Annotated in this window: 21 protein-coding genes; 10 read left to right on the top strand and 11 right to left on the bottom strand. The window is 66.5% G+C overall.

Annotated features, from left to right (window positions below; genetic code table 11):
* The first annotated feature begins 2 nt into the window (after window positions 1-2).
* From AC07PF_RS11690 to AC07PF_RS11680, 3 genes are all read left to right on the top strand, one after another.
* Complete coding sequence (locus AC07PF_RS11690; protein WP_145696515.1) at window positions 3-437, top strand: DNA polymerase III subunit chi; 435 nt, start codon at window positions 3-5, stop codon at window positions 435-437.
* A complete protein-coding gene (locus AC07PF_RS11685; RefSeq protein WP_494611942.1) occupies window positions 437-1156 on the top strand; it encodes a hypothetical protein in 720 nt (239 codons plus the stop codon). The genes AC07PF_RS11690 and AC07PF_RS11685 overlap by 1 nt, the downstream gene beginning before the upstream one ends.
* Before the next feature lie 131 nt (window positions 1157-1287).
* Window positions 1288-2418, top strand: a complete 1131-nt coding sequence (locus tag AC07PF_RS11680; protein WP_007858759.1) for a branched-chain amino acid ABC transporter substrate-binding protein — start codon at window positions 1288-1290, stop codon at window positions 2416-2418.
* A gap of 201 nt (window positions 2419-2619) precedes the next feature.
* Here AC07PF_RS11680 and AC07PF_RS11675 read toward each other — a convergent pair whose 3' ends face one another.
* The 3 genes from AC07PF_RS11675 to lexA form a co-directional block, all read right to left on the bottom strand.
* A complete protein-coding gene (locus tag AC07PF_RS11675; protein WP_007858757.1) occupies window positions 2620-3627 on the bottom strand; it encodes a D-2-hydroxyacid dehydrogenase family protein in 1008 nt (335 codons plus the stop codon).
* A gap of 216 nt (window positions 3628-3843) precedes the next feature.
* Window positions 3844-4245, bottom strand: coding sequence for a hypothetical protein (locus AC07PF_RS11670; protein ID WP_494611941.1), 402 nt, complete (start codon window positions 4243-4245; stop codon window positions 3844-3846).
* Window positions 4246-4383: 138 nt separating this feature from the next.
* A complete protein-coding gene (lexA, locus tag AC07PF_RS11665; protein ID WP_007858753.1) occupies window positions 4384-5058 on the bottom strand; it encodes a transcriptional repressor LexA in 675 nt (224 codons plus the stop codon).
* A gap of 83 nt (window positions 5059-5141) precedes the next feature.
* Here lexA and AC07PF_RS11660 point away from each other — a divergent pair, with 83 nt between their 5' ends.
* From AC07PF_RS11660 to AC07PF_RS11645, 4 genes are all read left to right on the top strand, one after another.
* Window positions 5142-6095, top strand: coding sequence for an asparaginase (locus AC07PF_RS11660; RefSeq protein WP_494611940.1), 954 nt, complete (start codon window positions 5142-5144; stop codon window positions 6093-6095).
* Between the two features lie 38 nt (window positions 6096-6133).
* Entirely contained in the window at window positions 6134-6553 is a 420-nt protein-coding gene (locus AC07PF_RS11655) for a hypothetical protein (protein WP_471638512.1), read from the top strand.
* A gap of 20 nt (window positions 6554-6573) precedes the next feature.
* A complete protein-coding gene (locus AC07PF_RS11650) occupies window positions 6574-7053 on the top strand; it encodes a DUF6152 family protein (protein ID WP_494611939.1) in 480 nt (159 codons plus the stop codon).
* Between the two features lie 120 nt (window positions 7054-7173).
* Window positions 7174-7668: a DUF3617 domain-containing protein gene (locus AC07PF_RS11645; protein ID WP_007858745.1), complete on the top strand. Its 495-nt coding sequence runs from the start codon at window positions 7174-7176 to the stop codon at window positions 7666-7668.
* 90 nt (window positions 7669-7758) lie between these two features.
* Here AC07PF_RS11645 and adk read toward each other — a convergent pair whose 3' ends face one another.
* The 6 genes from adk to AC07PF_RS11615 form a co-directional block, all read right to left on the bottom strand.
* Window positions 7759-8415, bottom strand: coding sequence for an adenylate kinase (adk, locus tag AC07PF_RS11640; RefSeq protein WP_007858743.1), 657 nt, complete (start codon window positions 8413-8415; stop codon window positions 7759-7761).
* Between the two features lie 320 nt (window positions 8416-8735).
* Window positions 8736-9530, bottom strand: a complete 795-nt coding sequence (gene kdsB / locus AC07PF_RS11635; protein WP_494611938.1) for a 3-deoxy-manno-octulosonate cytidylyltransferase — start codon at window positions 9528-9530, stop codon at window positions 8736-8738.
* On the bottom strand, window positions 9527-9709 hold the full coding sequence (locus AC07PF_RS11630) for a Trm112 family protein (RefSeq protein WP_007858740.1): 183 nt from the start codon (window positions 9707-9709) through the stop codon (window positions 9527-9529). Before AC07PF_RS11630 ends, kdsB begins: the two co-directional genes overlap by 4 nt.
* A 39-nt stretch (window positions 9710-9748) precedes the next feature.
* Entirely contained in the window at window positions 9749-10819 is a 1071-nt protein-coding gene (gene lpxK, locus AC07PF_RS11625) for a tetraacyldisaccharide 4'-kinase (protein WP_494611937.1), read from the bottom strand.
* A gap of 5 nt (window positions 10820-10824) precedes the next feature.
* Complete coding sequence (locus AC07PF_RS11620; protein WP_494611936.1) at window positions 10825-11268, bottom strand: ExbD/TolR family protein; 444 nt, start codon at window positions 11266-11268, stop codon at window positions 10825-10827.
* A gap of 10 nt (window positions 11269-11278) precedes the next feature.
* Complete coding sequence (locus AC07PF_RS11615; RefSeq protein ID WP_007858736.1) at window positions 11279-11920, bottom strand: MotA/TolQ/ExbB proton channel family protein; 642 nt, start codon at window positions 11918-11920, stop codon at window positions 11279-11281.
* Window positions 11921-12273: 353 nt separating this feature from the next.
* Here AC07PF_RS11615 and xseA point away from each other — a divergent pair, with 353 nt between their 5' ends.
* Together xseA and AC07PF_RS11605 are read left to right on the top strand one after the other, a co-directional pair.
* Entirely contained in the window at window positions 12274-13587 is a 1314-nt protein-coding gene (gene xseA / locus AC07PF_RS11610) for an exodeoxyribonuclease VII large subunit (protein ID WP_494611934.1), read from the top strand.
* Window positions 13588-13758: 171 nt separating this feature from the next.
* Complete coding sequence (locus tag AC07PF_RS11605; RefSeq protein ID WP_007858734.1) at window positions 13759-14340, top strand: superoxide dismutase; 582 nt, start codon at window positions 13759-13761, stop codon at window positions 14338-14340.
* Window positions 14341-14424: 84 nt separating this feature from the next.
* Here AC07PF_RS11605 and AC07PF_RS11600 read toward each other — a convergent pair whose 3' ends face one another.
* Window positions 14425-14922, bottom strand: a complete 498-nt coding sequence (locus tag AC07PF_RS11600; RefSeq protein ID WP_007858733.1) for a DUF192 domain-containing protein — start codon at window positions 14920-14922, stop codon at window positions 14425-14427.
* A 128-nt stretch (window positions 14923-15050) separates the two neighbouring features.
* Window positions 15051-15263: a hypothetical protein gene (locus AC07PF_RS11595; protein WP_007858730.1), complete on the bottom strand. Its 213-nt coding sequence runs from the start codon at window positions 15261-15263 to the stop codon at window positions 15051-15053.
* Window positions 15264-15459: 196 nt separating this feature from the next.
* Between AC07PF_RS11595 and icd the strand changes: the two genes are divergently transcribed.
* Window positions 15460-16719, top strand: coding sequence for an NADP-dependent isocitrate dehydrogenase (gene icd, locus AC07PF_RS11590; RefSeq protein WP_145696526.1), 1260 nt, complete (start codon window positions 15460-15462; stop codon window positions 16717-16719).
* Window positions 16720-16778: the final 59 nt, after the last annotated feature.

The raw sequence follows: 16778 nt of genomic DNA, 5'->3' as shown, positions 1-16778 counted from the left end.
CGATGACCGAGGTCGCCTTCCATTTCAACGCGCCGGACAAGGTGGCCTACGCCTGCCGGTTTGCGCGCAAGGTGCTGCGCAGCGATGCCCGCCTGGTGATCGCCGGTCCGGCCCATGTGCTGGCGGCCCTGGACCGGCAGATGTGGAGCATGGCGCCGCAGGATTTCGTCGCCCACTGCACCGACGCGGCCGACGAGGAGCTGCGCCTGGCTTCGCCGGTGCTGCTCACGTCCGATGTGCAGGGTGCTCCGCACCACGAGGTGCTGTTGAACCTGGGCGCCGAGGTGCCTGAAGGTTTCGGGCGCTTCGAAAAGCTGATCGAAGTGGTCAGCGCCCATGACGAGGAAGACCGGGGGCAGGCGCGCAACCGCTGGCGCCACTACGCTTCGCGCGGCTACGCCATCGTGCGCCACGATCTGGTGCTGAAAGGCGCTTGATGGCCACCATGCCGCCCCGTACGCCGCCCCGTTTCGTACCCACGCTCACTGAAGTGGTGCAGGCGCCGGGTGCCATGCCCGTGCCGCTGGTGGCCAAGCCGCCAGTGCCTTCGGCGGCGCCTGCGCGCCCGCTTACTGCAGCGGCCCCGGATGGCCCCGTTGCCAGCCGCGGCGCCGCGCCGCAGAGCGCTCCGGCGCGCCCGCCTGCCGCCGCCACTCCCGCAGCGTCTTCGCCGGTGGCGCAGGCGGCCGGCCGTGCACTGGAGGCCCTGGCATTGCGGCGCGCGCAGATTGCAGCGGCAGCAGTTGCCCCCCCGGCACCCGTGGTCGCTCCTGTCGCCACGCCGGCTCCCGCGCCTGCAGTACCTGCCGCTTCCGTGCCTGCCAGGCCTTTGGTCGCTGCGCCTGGGCCTGTTGCGGCACCGCTTGGCGTGCCCGCCGCGGCAGCTGCACCTGCCGTGCCGAATGTGGGGCAGCCGGCGGCCGCGCGTGCACTGCCAGAGGGCATGGAGGAGTACATGGTGCACCGGGTCATGCAGCGGGTGGACGTGGCACTGGACCAGCGCCTGCGCGATGCCATCGCCACTGTGGTGCAGGAGCAGACGCGTTCAGTGCTTCCGCGCCTGCGCGAGGAGATCGAATCCGTGGTTCGCCACGCTGTGTACGAGGCTGTGGCCGATGAGCTTGCCGGCGGCCAGCCCACGCCCACCAAGGGATGACAGGGTATTCCCCTGTGGTTTCTCCCACATTTAATCGTGTTCCCTAATGATCTGGCCCGTAAATTGCGATATGTTCGCCTGCGTTGAGACACAAGAACATTTCTCAGCGTTTATCTTTACTGGAGATTGATATGCAATTGAAGTTGAAACTGACCGTGGTTGCTGCTATCGCGGCTGCTGCTGGTGTGGCCTCTGCACAAGAGCAGGTGGTCAAGATCGGCCACGTGGCTCCGGTTTCCGGCGCCCAAGCCCACTACGGCAAGGACAACGAAAATGGCGCCCGCATGGCCATTGAAGAGCTGAACGCACAAGGCGTGACGATCGGCGGCAAGAAGATCAAGTTCGAGCTGCAGGCTGAAGACGACGCTGCGGATCCGAAGCAGGGCACGGCTGCTGCACAGAAGCTGTGCGACGCCAAGGTTGCTGGCGTGGTCGGTCACCTCAACTCCGGTACCACCATCCCCGCTTCCAAGGTCTACAACGACTGCGGCATCCCCCACGTGACCGGCGCGGCCACCAACCCCAACCTGACCAAGCCAGGCTACAAGACCACGTTCCGCATCATCGCCAACGACAACGCCCTGGGCGCTGGTCTGGCTGCCTACGCCGTGGACACGCTGAAGCTCAAGTCGGTCGCCATCATCGACGACCGTACCGCTTACGGCCAGGGTGTGGCCGACGTGTTCAAGAAGACCGCAGCCGCCAAGGGCATGAAGGTGGTGGACGAGCAGTTCACGACCGACAAGGCCACGGACTTCATGGCCATCCTGACCGCCATCAAGGCCAAGAACCCCGACGCCATCTTCTACGGCGGCATGGACCCCCAAGGTGGCCCGATGCTGCGCCAGATGGAACAGCTGGGCATGGGCAACGTGAAGTACTTCGGTGGTGACGGCATCTGCACGGCCGAAATCGCCAAGCTGGCTGCCGGCGCCAAGACCCTGGCCAACGTGATCTGCGCCGAAGGCGGCGCATCGCTGGCCAAGATGCCTGGCGGCACGGCCTGGAAGGCCAAGTACGACGCCAAGTACCCCAACCAGTTCCAGGTGTACAGCCCCTACACCTACGACGCCACGTTCCTGATCGTGGACGCCATGAAGCGCGCCAACTCGGTCGACCCCAAGGTCTACACCCCCGAGCTGCTCAAGTCCAGCTTCAAGGGCGTGACCTCGACGATCGCCTTCGAACCCAACGGCGAAATGAAGAACCCTGCCATCACCCTGTACAACTACAAGGACGGCAAGAAGACCCCCCTGAACTAAGGCACGGACTTGCCTTCAACCGGCTAACGTCGTTGGGGAGCCTTGCCGTGCTACAGCACTGTCTGCGGCTCCCCGCCTAGTTATCCGGTCGAATGCAATCCGTGTGGGAGCGCTGCCTTCGGGCGGCGCACCACAGGGCAAAAAAGGCTTCCCTCGGGAAGCCTTTTTTATTGGTGCTCGCTGCGTTGCAGCGCTCAGTTGCTAGCGTCGCACCTGCAGAGAACCTGGATTCACGATATTGGTCGGCGTGCCCTTGATGAAGTTCACCACGTTGTCGAAGGCCGCACCAAAGTAGAGCTCGTAGCTGTCCTGCTCCACATAGCCGATGTGCGGCGTGCAGATGCAGTTCTCCAGGCGCAGCAGGGCATGGCCCTGCAGGATGGGCTCGCTCTCGAATACGTCCACGGCCGCCATGCCGGGGCGGCCCCGGTTCAAGGCGGCGATCAGGGCGTCGGACTCGACCAGTTCGGCGCGCGAGGTGTTCACGAACAGCGAGGTGGGCTTCATGCACGACAGGTCTTCGAGCGAGATGATGCCGCGTGTCTCATCGTTCAGGCGCAGGTGCACCGAGATCACGTCGCACTGCGAGAAGAACTCCTCGCGCGTGGTGGCTGCCTGGTAGCCATCGGTCAGGGCCTGGGCGCGCGATGCCTCGCGGCCCCAGACGCGCACGTTCATGCCGAAGGCGCGGCCATAGCCGGCCACGAGCTGACCGATGCGGCCGTAGCCCCAGATGCCCAGCGTCTTGCCGCGCAGCACCGTGCCCAGCCCGAAGTTGGGCGGCATGGACGCGGTCTTGAGGCCCGACTGCTGCCAGGCCCCATGCTTGAGGTTGGAGATGTACTGCGGCAGCCGGCGCGTGGCGGCCATCACCAGTGCCCAGGTGAGTTCGGCCGGTGCCACGGGTGAACCGACGCCCTCGGCCACGGCAATGCCACGCTCGGTGCAGGCTGCCACGTCGATGTGGTTGCCGATCTTGCCGGTCTGGGCAATGAGCTTGAGGCGCGGCAGCTTTTCGACCAGCTGGCGGGTGATCTGGGTGCGCTCGCGCACCAGCACGATGATGTCGGCGTCCTTGAGCCGTATCGACAGCTGGCCCAGGCCCTTGACGGTGTTGGTATAGACCTTGGCGGTGTAGGCGTCGAGCCGGGTGGCGCAATGGAGCTTGCGCACTGCGTCCTGGTAGTCGTCGAGGATCACGATGTTCATCCCGACATTGTGCCTTGGCGGGCCGCAGTCTTTGTGCCCCAAGCCCCGTCGGGCGTGCAGCATTTGCAACGCTGCGTGAATGCCACATGCCTCGACGGCCTGGGTGCATGCGCAATACCGGTGCCCGCGGCCGTTGCGGCGGGCTCTGCGCAGTCGCTGGCCGGCCGTTGCAGGCCATGGTGGCCGTGTCCCCGCGCCAGCCCGCAGGCCGCGTGCTCAGTGTTGCAGCAGCGCCTCGCGCGCGGCCATGCGGTCCAGCTCCGCGCAGACATCGGCCATGCGGCCCGAGATCACCAGGCGCCCGGCATCGGCGCCCGAGGTGGTCGTGCGCAGCACGCGCACCACGCGGCGTGCCTGGACATGGTTGCACAGGGGGTCGGCGCCGGGGGCAGGGTGCAGGCTGCGCGTGCCCGTGGCCGGCAGTGCGATCTCGTCGCGTGGCGTGCGGGCCGTGGTGGGCCATGCGGGTGCCGCATGGGCGGGCACTGGCGCCTTGCAGGTGCGCAGCCGTGCCGCAGCGCTGTCGTGCCCGCCCTGCACGGCGATGGGCTGCAGCCAGCGTGTCAGCGCATGCAGCGGGTGGGAGAAGGCCGAAAAGGTCAAAGAAGCAATTCCCATGTGAAGACTCCGAAGGTCGGTGGTGAACACAGGCAGGATTGCAACGAACATGGCGCGGCCCAGGGCTGACCAGCGGCGGTGCCCGATACCCGGCACCCCGCCCGTCAAACGCCCGCCACCTGGGCAGCGCGACGGCAATTACATGAGCATGGTGTTGCGGATCAGGCCGACTGCCAGGCCTTCGATCTCGAAGGCTTCGCCGGGCTGCACGGTGATCACGGGGTAGTCCGGGTTCTCGGGCAGCAGCTCGATGCCGGTGGCCGTGCGGCGCAGGCGCTTGACGGTGACGTCGTCGCCCAGGCGGGCCACGATGATCTGGCCATTGCGCGCCTCGCGCGTGGACTGCACGGCCAGCAGGTCGCCGTCCATGATGCCGGCGTCGCGCATGGACATGCCGCGCACCTTGAGCAGGTAATCAGGCTTGTGCTGGAACAGGCTGTTTTCCACGCTGTAGGTCTGATCGACATGCTCCTGCGCGAGAATGGGCGAGCCCGCTGCGACCCGGCCGATCAGCGGCAGCATCAGCTGCGACAGGCCGGGAATGGGCAGGCTGAACTGGGTGCCGCGTGCTGCGTTGATGGAGCGCACTGTCTCGCCGCGCAGGCGAATGCCCCGCGAGGTGCCGCTCACCAGCTCGATCACGCCCTTGCGGGCCAGGGCCTGCAGGTGCTCTTCTGCCGCATTGGCGGACTTGAAGCCCAGCTCGGTCGCTATCTCGGCGCGGGTAGGGGGGGCACCGGTGCGCGCAATGGCGGTCTGGATCAGGTCCAGAATCTGTTGCTGGCGGGCAGTGAGCTTGGGGTTGTCGAGCATGGTGGTTTCCAGTGTGTGCCGGTACAGTGGCAAATAACTGTTTTTTAATCCAGTAGCTGTATTTTTCACCAGTTTTTCGGAGTATGCAAGTGAGTGCGCAAAAAATTGTGGTTCTGGGTACGGGCGGCACCATTGCCGGCACCGCTGCGCAGGTGGGGGACAACATCGGCTACACGGCCGCGCAGGTGGGGGTGGGCGAGCTGCTGGCGGCCGTTCCAGGGCTCCAGGCGCTGGCCGGTGGTCCCCTGGTGGTCGAGCAGGTGGCCCAGATCGACAGCAAGGACATGGAACATGGCGTGTGGCGGGCCCTGGCGCTGCGCTGCGCCGAGTGCCTGGCCGACCCCGCCGTGCGCGGAGTCGTCATCACCCATGGCACCGACACGATCGAAGAGACGGCCTGGTTCCTGCACTCCGTGCTGGATGCGACCAAGCCCGTGGTGCTGACCTGCGCCATGCGCCCCTCGACCGCGCTGGTGCCCGATGGCCCGCAGAACCTGCTCGACGCCGTGGCGGTGGCGGCCAGCGCTGGTGCGCAGGGCGTGGTGGTGGTGGCTGCCGGCACCATCCATGGCGCGCAGCGCGTGCACAAGGTGCACCCCTACCGGGTCGACCCGTTCAGCTCCGGTGATGCCGGGCCGCTGGGCTGGGTGGAAGAGGGCGCCGTGCGCCTGGTGCACGGCTGGCCCGCCGTCTCGCAAGGCAAGGGTCTTGCAGCCATGCAGAACCAGACCGCCGACGCACCCTGGCCCTGGGTGGAACTGGTGGTAAGCCATGCGGGCGCCAGCGGTCGTGCGGTGGACGCGCTGGTGCGCGATGGTGTCCAGGGTCTGGTCGTTGCCTGCACCGGCAACGGCACCCTGCACCACGCGCTGGAGGCCGCGTTGCTGCGGGCCCAGGCCGTGGGTGTGCGCGTGCTGCGCGCCACGCGCTGCCCCGAGGGGCAGTTGCTGCCCACGCCGGGCAATGCCCTCGTGGCCGCGCCCGGTCTGTCCCCCGTGAAGGCCCGCATCAGCCTGGTGCTCGATCTGCTGGGCTAGGAAGTCCTGAGCCAACCCACAACGCCAGGAAGCCCCGCATGTTCGCTGCCCTCCGATCCCATGTTTGGGCCTATCCGGCACTGGAGGTGGTGCACATCGTGGGCATTGCACTGCTGCTGGGCAACCTGGTGCTGCTGGAGCTGCGGGTGTTTGGCTGGGGTGCCGCGCTGCCGCCCCGGGACCTGGCGCGACTGAGCCTGTCGCTGGCACTGTGCGGCTTTGGCATGGCGGCCCTGTCCGGCCTGGTGATGTTTGCCACGCAGCCCCAGGAATTGCTCGCCAACCGGGCCTTCACCCTGAAGATGCTGTTGTTGATGCTTGCCGGCTGCAACGCGGCGTGGTTTCATGGGCGCGGTTCGCTCGCTCGGCTCGATGGCCTGGCGCGGGCGCAGATGCTGCTGTCCACTCTGATCTGGCTGGCCATCGTCGCCTGTGGTCGCTGGATAGCGTACCTCTGACATTCGAAAGGAAAAACTCCATGCCTTTGCAGCGTCGCCAGATTCTCACCGTGGCCAGTGTCCTTCCCCTTGTTCCCCTGGCGTCCCATGCGCACCACGGCTGGAGCAGTTTCGATGCGGACCGCCCGATCTACCTCGAAGGCACGGTGCGCAAGGTGCGCTGGCAGAACCCGCATGCCGAACTGGAGCTGGAGCTGCCCGCCAACCTGGCCTTGCCGCCCAACCTGGCACAGCGCGCAGTGCCCGCACAGACGGCACCGGTCGATGGCAAGGCCCTGCTGGCCCGTGCCGTGCTGCCGACGCGCAGGGACCGGATGTGGGAGGTCGAGCTGGCGCCGCTGACCCGCATGCAGGCCTGGCAGGTGGCCGAGATCAAGCCGGGCACGGCTATCTCGGTACTGGGCTTCACGTTGCGCGAGGAGAAGGGCGATCCGGTGCTGCGCGCCGAGTACCTGTTCGTCGATGGCAAGGCCTACGGCCTGCGCTCGAGTCCGGCCTGAGGCCAGAAGCGGCGCGCGCGTCGATTAGTGCACGTTTGGTTGCACAGCTTTTAGCCGCGCCATTGGTTCTGCGCGGGAGCGCAACTATCATCCGGCGCATCACTTTGCAGGAGTTGTCCCATGCGTTTCGTTTCCCTCTCTCTCGTGGCCGCAGCCGTGGCACTGGCAGCCCTGCCTGCGCAATCCCAGGACATGCCCAAGCGCAAGGCGGGGCTGTGGGAGATCAAGGCCACATCCAGCCCAGGCACGCCGCCCACCGTGATGCAGCAGTGCACGGATGAGGCCTTCGAGGCCCAGATGCAGAAGACGGCCCTGGAGCAGTCCAAGACCATGTGCAGCAAGAACGACATCAAGCGCAGTGGCAACACCATCACTGCCGATGCGGTCTGCAAGATCGGTTCGACCACGGTGACCTCGCAGTCGGTGAGCTCGGGCGACTATTCCAGCGCCTACAAGGTCGAGGTCAAAAGCACGTTCAACCCGCCGCTCATGGGCAAGGCCAGCGACAATACCGTGATGGAGGCCCGTTACCTCGGCCCCTGTGCCGCCGGCCAGAAGCCCGGCTCCATGACCATGCCCAACATGCCCATTCCTCCTGCCCCGAAGACCAAGTAAGCTGCGCGGCAGGCAGCGCCTCCAAGGCGTGCAGAAACGACAAAGCCGGGCATGCCCGGCTTTGTTGTTGGTGTGGCCGCAGCCGAAAAATCAGCTGGCCAGGGCTGCGAAGGCGCGCTGCGTGATGTCGTCCACGCTGCCCATGCCGCTGATGGCGCGGTACTGGGGGGCGGCTGCCGGTTCGGCCTTGGCCCACTGGCTGTAGTAGTCCACCAGGGGGCGGGTCTGGTCGCTGTAGACCTGCAGGCGCTTCTTGACGGTTTCTTCCTTGTCGTCGTCGCGCTGGATCAGGTCTTCACCGGTCACGTCGTCCTTGCCTTCCACCTTGGGTGGGTTGAACTTGACGTGGTAGGTGCGGCCGCTGGCGGGGTGCGAGCGGCGGCCGCTCATGCGTTCGATGATGGCCTCGAAGGGCACGTCGATCTCCAGCACGTAGTCGAGTTTCACGCCTGCGGCCTTCATCGCGTCGGCCTGGGGAATGGTGCGTGGGAAACCATCGAACAGGAACCCCTTGGCGCAGTCGGGCTGGGCAATGCGTTCCTTGACGAGGTTGATGATCAGGTCGTCGCTGACCAGGGCACCCGACTTCATGATCGCATCGGCCTGCAGGCCCAGCGGCGTGCCGGCCTTCACGGCAGCGCGCAGCATGTCGCCGGTGGAGATCTGCGGAATGCCGTACTTCTGGCAGATGAACGTGGCTTGCGTGCCCTTTCCGGCGCCGGGCGCGCCCAACAGAATCAGTCTCATGAAGGTCCTCGAAGGTTAGAAATCGGCTGGCACTGCTGGCAGGGGCGGATCGCGCGCCAGCGCAGAGGTCACCGCCGTGGCAGCAAAAAAAGACCGCAGTGCTCCACGGATGGGCAGGGGCTGCGGGGTGGTGTGCTGCTACGTCAGTGCTCGCGCAGGCGCTTGTGGGGCCCAGGATGCAATGCTCTCGTTGCGTCGAGGATAGCATGTGACCGCCTTGCACTGGCTTACACGCGCGATATGACGTGCGTATAAATGCGTAGGATGGGGCACCGTCGCACCAGATCAGTGCGCCCAGCCGCCTTGCAGCCCCTTTGGCGTCAGGCCAGCAGGGCGCGCACGCGCTCCAGGTCCTGCGGGGTGTCCACGCCGGGGCCGGGTGCCGTGTCCGTGACATGCACGGCAATGCGGTGGCCGTGCCACAGCGCACGCAACTGCTCCAGCGCCTCCATGACCTCGGTGGGTGCCTGGGTCAGCGTGGGAAAGGCGCGCAGAAAGCCTGCACGGTAGCTGTAGATGCCGATGTGGCGCAGCGGTGCGAAGCCTGCCGGCACTGCGCCCGTTGCGCTTTCCCACCAGGCCGTGCCCGCATGGTCGCGCGCCCACGGAATGGGGGCGCGGCTGAAGTAGTGCGCCAGGCCGCGGGCATCGAGCACCACCTTTACCACGTTCGGGTTTTCGTAGTCGGCCAGGGTGTGGATGGTGTGCGCAGCCGTGCCCATGCTGGCCTCGGGCCGCGCTGGCAACAGGGCCGCCACGGCGTCGATGAGGCTCGCGTCCATCAGCGGTTCGTCGCCCTGCACATTGACCACGATGTCGTCGCCTGCCAGGCCCAGTTGCTCGCAGGCCTCGGCCAGCCGGTCGCTGCCGCTGGCATGGTCGGTGCGGGTCAGGATGGCGGGCACGCCATGCGCCTGGCAGGCGTGCAGCACGCGCGCGTCATCGGCCGCCACCACCACGCGGGCGGCGCCGCTCAGCGCCGCGCGCTGGGCCACGCGCACCACCATGGGCAGGCCGGCGATGTCGGCCAGGGGTTTGTCCGGCAGCCGGCTCGATGCCATGCGCGCCGGGATCACGACCGTGAAGGGCGCGGATGCGGGCACCACCGCGCTCATGCCTCGACTTCTTCGTCGGTCAGCGTGCGCGCCTCGTTTTCGAGCAGCACGGGGATGCCGTCGCGCACCGGGTAGGCCAGGCGCGCGCTGCGCGAGACCAGTTCCTGGTGCTCGCGGTCAAAGGTCAGCGGGCCCTTGGTGACGGGGCAGACCAGCAGTTCAAGCAGTTTGGGGTCCATGGCGGCAGCTTTCCGGCAAACGTTGGTTCAGTCAGTCAATCAATCGCCTGATGGGCGGGCAGGGGGCGATGATAGCGAGGCGGCGGCCAGCAAAACAGCCAGGCGGGCGTCGAGGGCTGCGAAAAAGCCCGGGTCCACACGCACTTCGAGCGGAACGGCCAGCGCATCGGGGCGCAGGCTCCAGAGCTTCACGGCGTCCTTGGCCGTGCACAGCAGTGGCAGTTGCGCGCCCGGTGCCGGCCCATCGCTCGGGTCGGTGAAGCCGGTGAAGTCGTGGTGGTCGGGCAGTGCGGTGGTGCGCGCCAGGGTCAGCCCCTGGGCCCGCAGCATGCCGAAAAAGTCTTCGGGCCGGGCAATCGCCGCCAGGGCATGCACGGGTTGGCCGCGCAGCGATGGCAGCGGCACGCTGCTGCCATCGGCGCGCACGGCATGGTTGGCCAGGCCGCGCTGCAATGCAAACGCGGGTGCCGTGCCGGCCGGGGGGGGTGTGGTGTCGGGATGCAGCACCCAGTCCACCTTGCGCGGCCAGGGCTCGCGCAGCGGCCCTGCGGGCAGCAGAAAGCCGTTGCCCACCCCCTGGTCGTTGAAGACGCAGACCTCCAGGTCGCGCTGCAGTGCCAGGTGCTGCAGGCCGTCGTCGCAGATGATCACGTCGATGCCTGGATGGCGGGCCAGCAGCGCCCGTGCCGCGCTGGTCCGCTGGCGGTCCACGAAGACCGGCACGCCGCAGTTGCGCGCGATCAGGGCGGGTTCGTCGCCGACCTCGCTGGCCGGGCTGTCGGCCAGCACCTCGCGGCAGTCGGCGGTGCTGCGGCCATAGCCGCGCGAGACAACCCCGGGCTTGAGCCCGCGGGCCTTGAGATGCTCCACCAGGGCCATCACCACGGGGGTCTTGCCGGCGCCGCCGGCAATCACATTGCCCACCACGATGGTCGGCCGCCCGGGGTGTTCGGAGCGCAGCGCGCCATTGCGGTACAGGGCGCGGCGCAGCCGCACCAGGGCACCGTAGGGCAGGGAGACGGGCCACAGGGCCCAGGCAGCAAGGCCCCGGGATTGCCAGGTCCTTGTCAGACCGGCAGAAGAGGGCGGCTGCGGCCCTGGGGCAGCCATGTCCGCTAGCGGGCGCCGTTGCCTGCGCGCGCGCCAGCCGATGACTGGGTGGCAAAAGTGATCTGCGTCAGGCCCACGCGGCGCGCAGCCTCCATCACCGTCACCACGGCCTGGTGGGGCGACATCGCATCGGCGCTGATGATGACCACGCTGTCCTTGCCGATGGTGGTGGCGGCCTCGCGCAGGGCGCGGGCCACGGCGTCGACGCTCTTGCCGTCCACGCCGGCCTTGTTCACCGCATAGCGGCCATCCGCCGCCACCGCGACCACGACTTCCTTGGGGTGGTCGCGCTGCTGCTCGGTGTCGGCCACGGGCAGGGTCAACTGCAGCTCGGTGAACTTGCTGTAGGTGGTGGTCAGCATCAGGAAGATGAGGATCACCAGCAGCACGTCGATGAACGGGATCAGGTTGATCTCGGGTTCTTCCTTGGTGCGGGGGCGGAAGTTCATGGCCGCCCCGTCACTTCTTGTGGCGCAGGATGTGGCGCACGAACTGCTCGGAGGCGAGTTCCAGGGTCAGCAGGTAGGCATCGACGCGGCCGCGGAAGTAGCGCCAGAAGATCAGCGCCGGGATGGCCACGATCAGGCCGAAGGCCGTGTTGTACAGCGCAATCGAGATGCCGTGTGCCAGCCGGGCCGGGTTGCCCCCGCCCATGGCCTGACCCACGCCACCGCCGCCGGCCTGGGAGCCGAAGATCTCGATCATGCCGATGACCGTGCCCAAGAGGCCCAGCAGGGGCGCCGCCGAGGCGATGGTGGCCAGGGCCGCAAGGTATTTTTCGAGCCGGTGGGCCACGGAGCGGCCCGTGCCTTCCATGGCGGCGCGCAGGTCGGCCTCGCTGCACTGCGGGTTGCTGTTGAGCGTGCGCAGGCCACTGGCCAGCACCTCGCCCAGGGCCGAGTTCTGGGCCAGCTGGTTCACCACGTCGGGCGTGGGCAGGCTTTTGGACGAAACGGTGATGGCTTCATCGAGCAGCTTGGGGGGGGCTACACGGGCCGTCTTGAGGGCCACGAAACGTTCGATGACCAGGGCCATTCCGAGGATGGAACACAGGATCAGCGGCCAGATCGGCCAGCCTGCGGCTTGTATGATGGACAGCAAATCTCTCTCCGCGCAGATGAGGGGCAATCGGTGATTATGGCCCAGCTTCTTGACAGCTTTTGGTCACAAACCGTTACCTTGGCGGATGCTTTTTCGGGCCGGTGCGTCACCCACAAAAACTGTGGATAACTTTGTGGGCAACCGGGCTGTCCAGGCCCGCAAAGTGGCTTGGCGCCGTGCTTGCAACAGATTGATGAAAAATTGTGCAGTGAAAAATCCTTATAAATCAATGACTTGCACGTGCTTGCGTAGCGTTTGGGGCGAGAATGCTTCTCAGGCAATGCGGAGCGCTGCATCGCCGTTTCTGTGGAAGACTCGGCCTGTCAATGGGGCGCCAATGGCCGCCATTGCTCATGTTTGAACGCGCAAACCCCATGGTGGCGCCCCGCGTATGGGAAGTTGGCGCGCTGTGCCGCGCCATTGCTGATGCGCTGGAGGCGCGCTTCAATCCTGTCGCGGTGCGCGGCGAGATCACGGGCTTCTCGCGCGCATCCAGCGGGCATTGCTATTTCTCGATCAAGGACCCCCAGGGCCAGCTGCGTTGCGCCATGTTCCGCCGCGCGGCCAGCCTGCTTGACTTTTCGCCGCGCGATGGTGAATTGGTGGAGGTGCGCGGCAAGCTCGGTGTCTATGAGGCCCGGGGCGACCTGCAGTTCATTGTGGAAAGCATGCAGCGTGCGGGGCAGGGCGCGCTGTTCGAGCAGTTCCTGCGCCTGAAGGCCCAGCTCGAGGCCGAGGGCCTGTTCGACGCGGCGCGCAAGCGGCCGCTGCCCGTGCAGCCGCGCGGCATTGGCCTCGTGACCTCGCTCGGGGCGGCCGCGCTGCACGACGTGGTGACGGCCCTGCGCCGCAGGGCGCCGCACATTCCCGTGGTGCTGGCCCCGGCGCAGGTGCAGGGCGCGGCGGCGCCGCAGTCCATTGTCTCGGCGCTGGCGCGGCTGTACCGGCTGGCGGAGCAGGGGCCTGCGGGCGGCCAGCCGCACATCGACACCATCCTGTTGGTGCGCGGTGGCGGCTCCATCGAGGACCTGTGGGCCTTCAACGACGAGCAGCTCGCCCGCACCATCGTGCAAAGCCCGGTGCCGTTGGTCAGCGGTGTGGGGCATGAGACCGATTTCACGATTGCCGATTTCTGCGCCGACCTGCGCGCACCCACCCCTACGGCGGCGGCCGAGTTGGTGGCGCAGCCGCGCGAGGTCTGGCTGGGGGCCCTGGATCTGATCGAAGGCCGCATCGCCGATGGCATCCAGCGCCTGCTGGACGTCCGCCACCAGCGGCTGGACCAGGCCGCCGCGCGCCTGGGCCGCCCCTCGGGGCTGGTGGCGCGCGAACAACTGCAGATGGCCCGCACGGCCCAGCGCATGCGCCATGCCGTGCTGCTGCGCCTGCAGCGCATGGAGCAGGCCCAGCAGGCGGCCGCAGCCGCCTTGCCGGTGCAGGTGCAGCGCCGCATCGATGGCCTGCGCGAACGGGTGGACCGTGCCGCGCTGCGCCTGGAACTGCTGGACCCGCGCCTGGTGCTGCAGCGCGGCTACGCCCTGCTGGCCGATGCGGAGGGCCGCGCCGTCACCAGCGTGCGCCAGGCCCGTCCGGGCGACGCCCTGCGCGCGACGCTGGCCGATGGGGCGGTGGACGTCACCGTGGCGGCCCAGCCCCGCCTGTTGTAGTCATGGCGCTGTAGGATCAGCGCGCATCTCGGCACGGCGTGGCACGATTGCTTGCCAACTTCGCTGCAGAGGTCACACGATCTTCCTACAATGCCCGTTCGCCTGCAGGTTCGCCTGCCCGCTTCACGGCCGGCGAGTCCGCCACAATTCAAACCACCACGAGGAAACACCATGGAACATACCCTTCCCCCGCTGCCCTATGCCATCGACGCGCTGGCGCCCCATTACAGCCAGGAAACGCTGGAGTACCACCACGGCAAGCACCACAATGCCTACGTGGTGAACCTCAACAACCTGCAAAAGGGCACGGAGTTCGAGTCGCTGTCCCTGGAAGAAATCATCAAGAAGTCCAGCGGTGGCATCTACAACAACGCCGCCCAGATCTGGAACCACACCTTCTTCTGGAACTGCATGGCACCCGCCGGCGGCGGCGAGCCATCGGGCGCGCTGGCTGCGGCCATCACCGCCAAGTGGGGCAGCTACGCCGCCTTCAAGGAAGCCTTCGTCAAGAGCGCCGTGGGCAACTTCGGTTCGGGCTGGACCTGGCTGGTGAAGAAGGCCGACGGCAGCGTCGACATCGTGAACACCGGCGCGGCCGGCACGCCTCTGACCACGGCCGACAAGGCCCTGCTGACGGTGGACGTGTGGGAGCATGCCTACTACATCGACTACCGCAACCAGCGCCCCAAGTTCGTCGAGACCTTCCTGGACAAGCTGGTCAACTGGAAGTTCGCCGAAGCCAACTTCGCCTGATTGCCTGGGTGCAATCCTCGCGCCCGTTCAGCGGGCAGCAAAGAAAAACGGCCCTCGGGCCGTTTTTTCATGGGCGCAGGCAACTCACTTCTTCGCGAAGGGGGCGCCGCCGAGCCTGGAGCCGGCCTTGATGCCCTTCTTGGCAAACCAGCCCTGGTTCATCTCCAGCACGAAGCGCACGGGCTTCTTGGAGCAGTGCGAGTCCAGGGTCTGTGGCTTCATGTCCTCCAGGTTGACGATGGTGCCGTCGTCCGCGACGAAGGCCGCCGTCAGCGGCAGCAGCGTGTTCTTCATCCAGAAGCACTGCTGGCTGGGCTGCTCGAAGATGAACAGCATGCCCTCGTGCTGGGGCATCTCGGGCCGGTTCATCAGGCCGATCTGGCGCTCCAGTGGGGCCGCGGCCACCTGGGCATCGATGCGGTGCATGCCGGCGGTCAGTTCCACGCGCTGCAGGTTCAGTTGGGGGCCTTCCTGGGCCTGGGCGGCAGGCGCCAGGGCCGCGAGCGACATGGCGAGCAAGGCGGTCAGGTGGAGGCGGCGGTGCAAGGAGGAGAGGGGTGTGGCAAGGCTCGGGCTGGGCATGGACAGGGTTCTTTCGGTGGGAAAGACAAGAAGGGGGCGCCAGAAACAAAATCGCCCGCGGATGCGGGCGATTTTGAAGCAAACCGGAAAGGGTGGGGGTCAGAGTTCCGCACAGACCCCCAGCACCATCAGGCGGCAGCCTTCTTGGGGTGCTTCTTGGTCTTCTTTTGCGCCACTTTCTTGGACTGCTTGTGGGCGGGTGCGGCCTTGGCCGCAGGGGCCGGGGCTGCTGCCGGAGCAGCGGCAGGGGCTGGGGCGGCAGCAGGGGCGGCTGGAGCCTGTGCGAAGGACGCACCGGCGGAGAACAGACCAGCCATCAGGACAGCGAGGAGTTTTTTCATATGTGCCATTTCCTAGACGAACTATCGGGTTGAGGGCTCCGCAAAATATTCACGAAGCTCCACCTGCAACGATAGCAGCCCGTACGCGGTTGACAGGGGTTTCCGGCATTTTTTTGTCTATAGAATCTTTGTGATCAGGTGCGCCCCGCCCGGCACGCTGCATTGTGTTTCAGATATCCAACGGAGACTCCCGCCCATGACCAGCTACCAGCACATCAAGGTGCCCGCCCAAGGCCAGAAAATCACGGTCAACGCCGACATGTCGCTGAACGTGCCGGACGAGCCCATCATTCCCTTCATCGAAGGCGATGGCACCGGCCTCGACATCACGCCGGTCATGATCAAGGTGGTCGATGCCGCGGTGGCCAAGGCCTATGGCGGCAAGAAGAAGATCCAGTGGATGGAGGTCTACGCCGGCGAAAAATCCACCAAGGTCTACGGCCCCGACGTGTGGCTGCCCGAGGAGACGCTGGCCGTGCTGCGCGAGTACGTGGTGTCCATCAAGGGCCCGCTGACCACGCCCGTGGGCGGCGGCATCCGCTCGCTGAACGTGGCCCTGCGCCAGGAGCTCGACCTGTACGTCTGCCTGCGCCCCGTGCAGTACTTCAAGGGCGTGCCCTCGCCCCTGAAAGAGCCCGAAAAGACCAACATGGTCATCTTCCGCGAGAACTCGGAAGACATCTACGCCGGCATCGAGTTCGAGGCCGAGTCCGACAAGGCCAAGAAGCTCATCAAGTTCCTGCAGGACGAGATGGGCGTCAAGAAGATCCGCTTTCCCAACACCTCGGGCCTGGGCGTCAAGCCCGTCTCGCGCGAGGGCACCGAGCGCCTGGTGCGCAAGGCCATCCAGTACGCCATCGACAACGACAAGCCCAGCGTGACCATCGTGCACAAGGGCAACATCATGAAGTACACCGAAGGCGGCTTCCGCGACTGGGCCTACGCCCTGGCGCAAAAGGAATTTGGCGCCCAGTTGATCGACGGCGGCCCCTGGTGCAAGTTCAAGAACCCCAAGTCGGGCAAGGAAATCACCATCAAGGACAGCATCGCCGATGCCTTCCTGCAACAGATCTTGCTGCGCCCCGCCGAGTACTCGGTGGTGGCCACGCTCAACCTCAACGGCGACTACATCTCTGACGCGCTGGCCGCCCAGGTCGGCGGCATCGGCATCGCGCCGGGCGCCAACATGTCCGACTCGGTGGCCTGCTTCGAAGCCACCCACGGCACGGCGCCCAAGTACGCCGGCAAGGACTATGTGAACCCCGGCTCCGAAATCCTCTCGGCCGAGATGATGCTGCGCCACATGGGCTGGGTCGAAGCCGCCAACCTGATCATCAGTTCGCTGGAAAAGTCGATTGCGTCGAAGAAGGTGACGTATGACTTCGCGCGCCTGATGGATGGCGCCACGCAGGTGAGCTGCTCGGGCTTTGGCCAAGTGATGATCGACAACATGTGATTGCGTTTGCCGGGGGGGCTTGATGACCCTGAAAGCCAGCCCGTCACTGTAGTGACGGG

The sequence above is a fragment of the Acidovorax sp. GW821-FHT10A04 genome (assembly GCF_059415825.1).
This window is presented reverse-complemented; position numbering and strand designations above follow the sequence as displayed.

Bases quoted from the DNA above. Each gene is read 5' to 3' on its own strand.
- AC07PF_RS11690 (WP_145696515.1), top strand. From the start codon at position 3: ATGACCGAGGTCGCCTTCCATTTCAACGCGCCGGACAAGGTGGCCTAC.
- AC07PF_RS11685 (WP_494611942.1), top strand. From the start codon at position 437: ATGGCCACCATGCCGCCCCGTACGCCGCCCCGTTTCGTACCCACGCTC.
- AC07PF_RS11680 (WP_007858759.1), top strand. From the start codon at position 1,288: ATGCAATTGAAGTTGAAACTGACCGTGGTTGCTGCTATCGCGGCTGCT.
- AC07PF_RS11675 (WP_007858757.1), bottom strand. From the start codon at position 3,627: ATGAACATCGTGATCCTCGACGACTACCAGGACGCAGTGCGCAAGCTC.
- AC07PF_RS11670 (WP_494611941.1), bottom strand. From the start codon at position 4,245: ATGGGAATTGCTTCTTTGACCTTTTCGGCCTTCTCCCACCCGCTGCAT.
- lexA (WP_007858753.1), bottom strand. From the start codon at position 5,058: ATGCTCGACAACCCCAAGCTCACTGCCCGCCAGCAACAGATTCTGGAC.
- AC07PF_RS11660 (WP_494611940.1), top strand. From the start codon at position 5,142: ATGCAAGTGAGTGCGCAAAAAATTGTGGTTCTGGGTACGGGCGGCACC.
- AC07PF_RS11655 (WP_471638512.1), top strand. From the start codon at position 6,134: ATGTTCGCTGCCCTCCGATCCCATGTTTGGGCCTATCCGGCACTGGAG.
- AC07PF_RS11650 (WP_494611939.1), top strand. From the start codon at position 6,574: ATGCCTTTGCAGCGTCGCCAGATTCTCACCGTGGCCAGTGTCCTTCCC.
- AC07PF_RS11645 (WP_007858745.1), top strand. From the start codon at position 7,174: ATGCGTTTCGTTTCCCTCTCTCTCGTGGCCGCAGCCGTGGCACTGGCA.
- adk (WP_007858743.1), bottom strand. From the start codon at position 8,415: ATGAGACTGATTCTGTTGGGCGCGCCCGGCGCCGGAAAGGGCACGCAA.
- kdsB (WP_494611938.1), bottom strand. From the start codon at position 9,530: ATGAGCGCGGTGGTGCCCGCATCCGCGCCCTTCACGGTCGTGATCCCG.
- AC07PF_RS11630 (WP_007858740.1), bottom strand. From the start codon at position 9,709: ATGGACCCCAAACTGCTTGAACTGCTGGTCTGCCCCGTCACCAAGGGC.
- lpxK (WP_494611937.1), bottom strand. From the start codon at position 10,819: ATGGCTGCCCCAGGGCCGCAGCCGCCCTCTTCTGCCGGTCTGACAAGG.
- AC07PF_RS11620 (WP_494611936.1), bottom strand. From the start codon at position 11,268: ATGAACTTCCGCCCCCGCACCAAGGAAGAACCCGAGATCAACCTGATC.
- xseA (WP_494611934.1), top strand. From the start codon at position 12,274: ATGTTTGAACGCGCAAACCCCATGGTGGCGCCCCGCGTATGGGAAGTT.
- AC07PF_RS11605 (WP_007858734.1), top strand. From the start codon at position 13,759: ATGGAACATACCCTTCCCCCGCTGCCCTATGCCATCGACGCGCTGGCG.
- AC07PF_RS11600 (WP_007858733.1), bottom strand. From the start codon at position 14,922: ATGCCCAGCCCGAGCCTTGCCACACCCCTCTCCTCCTTGCACCGCCGC.
- AC07PF_RS11595 (WP_007858730.1), bottom strand. From the start codon at position 15,263: ATGAAAAAACTCCTCGCTGTCCTGATGGCTGGTCTGTTCTCCGCCGGT.
- icd (WP_145696526.1), top strand. From the start codon at position 15,460: ATGACCAGCTACCAGCACATCAAGGTGCCCGCCCAAGGCCAGAAAATC.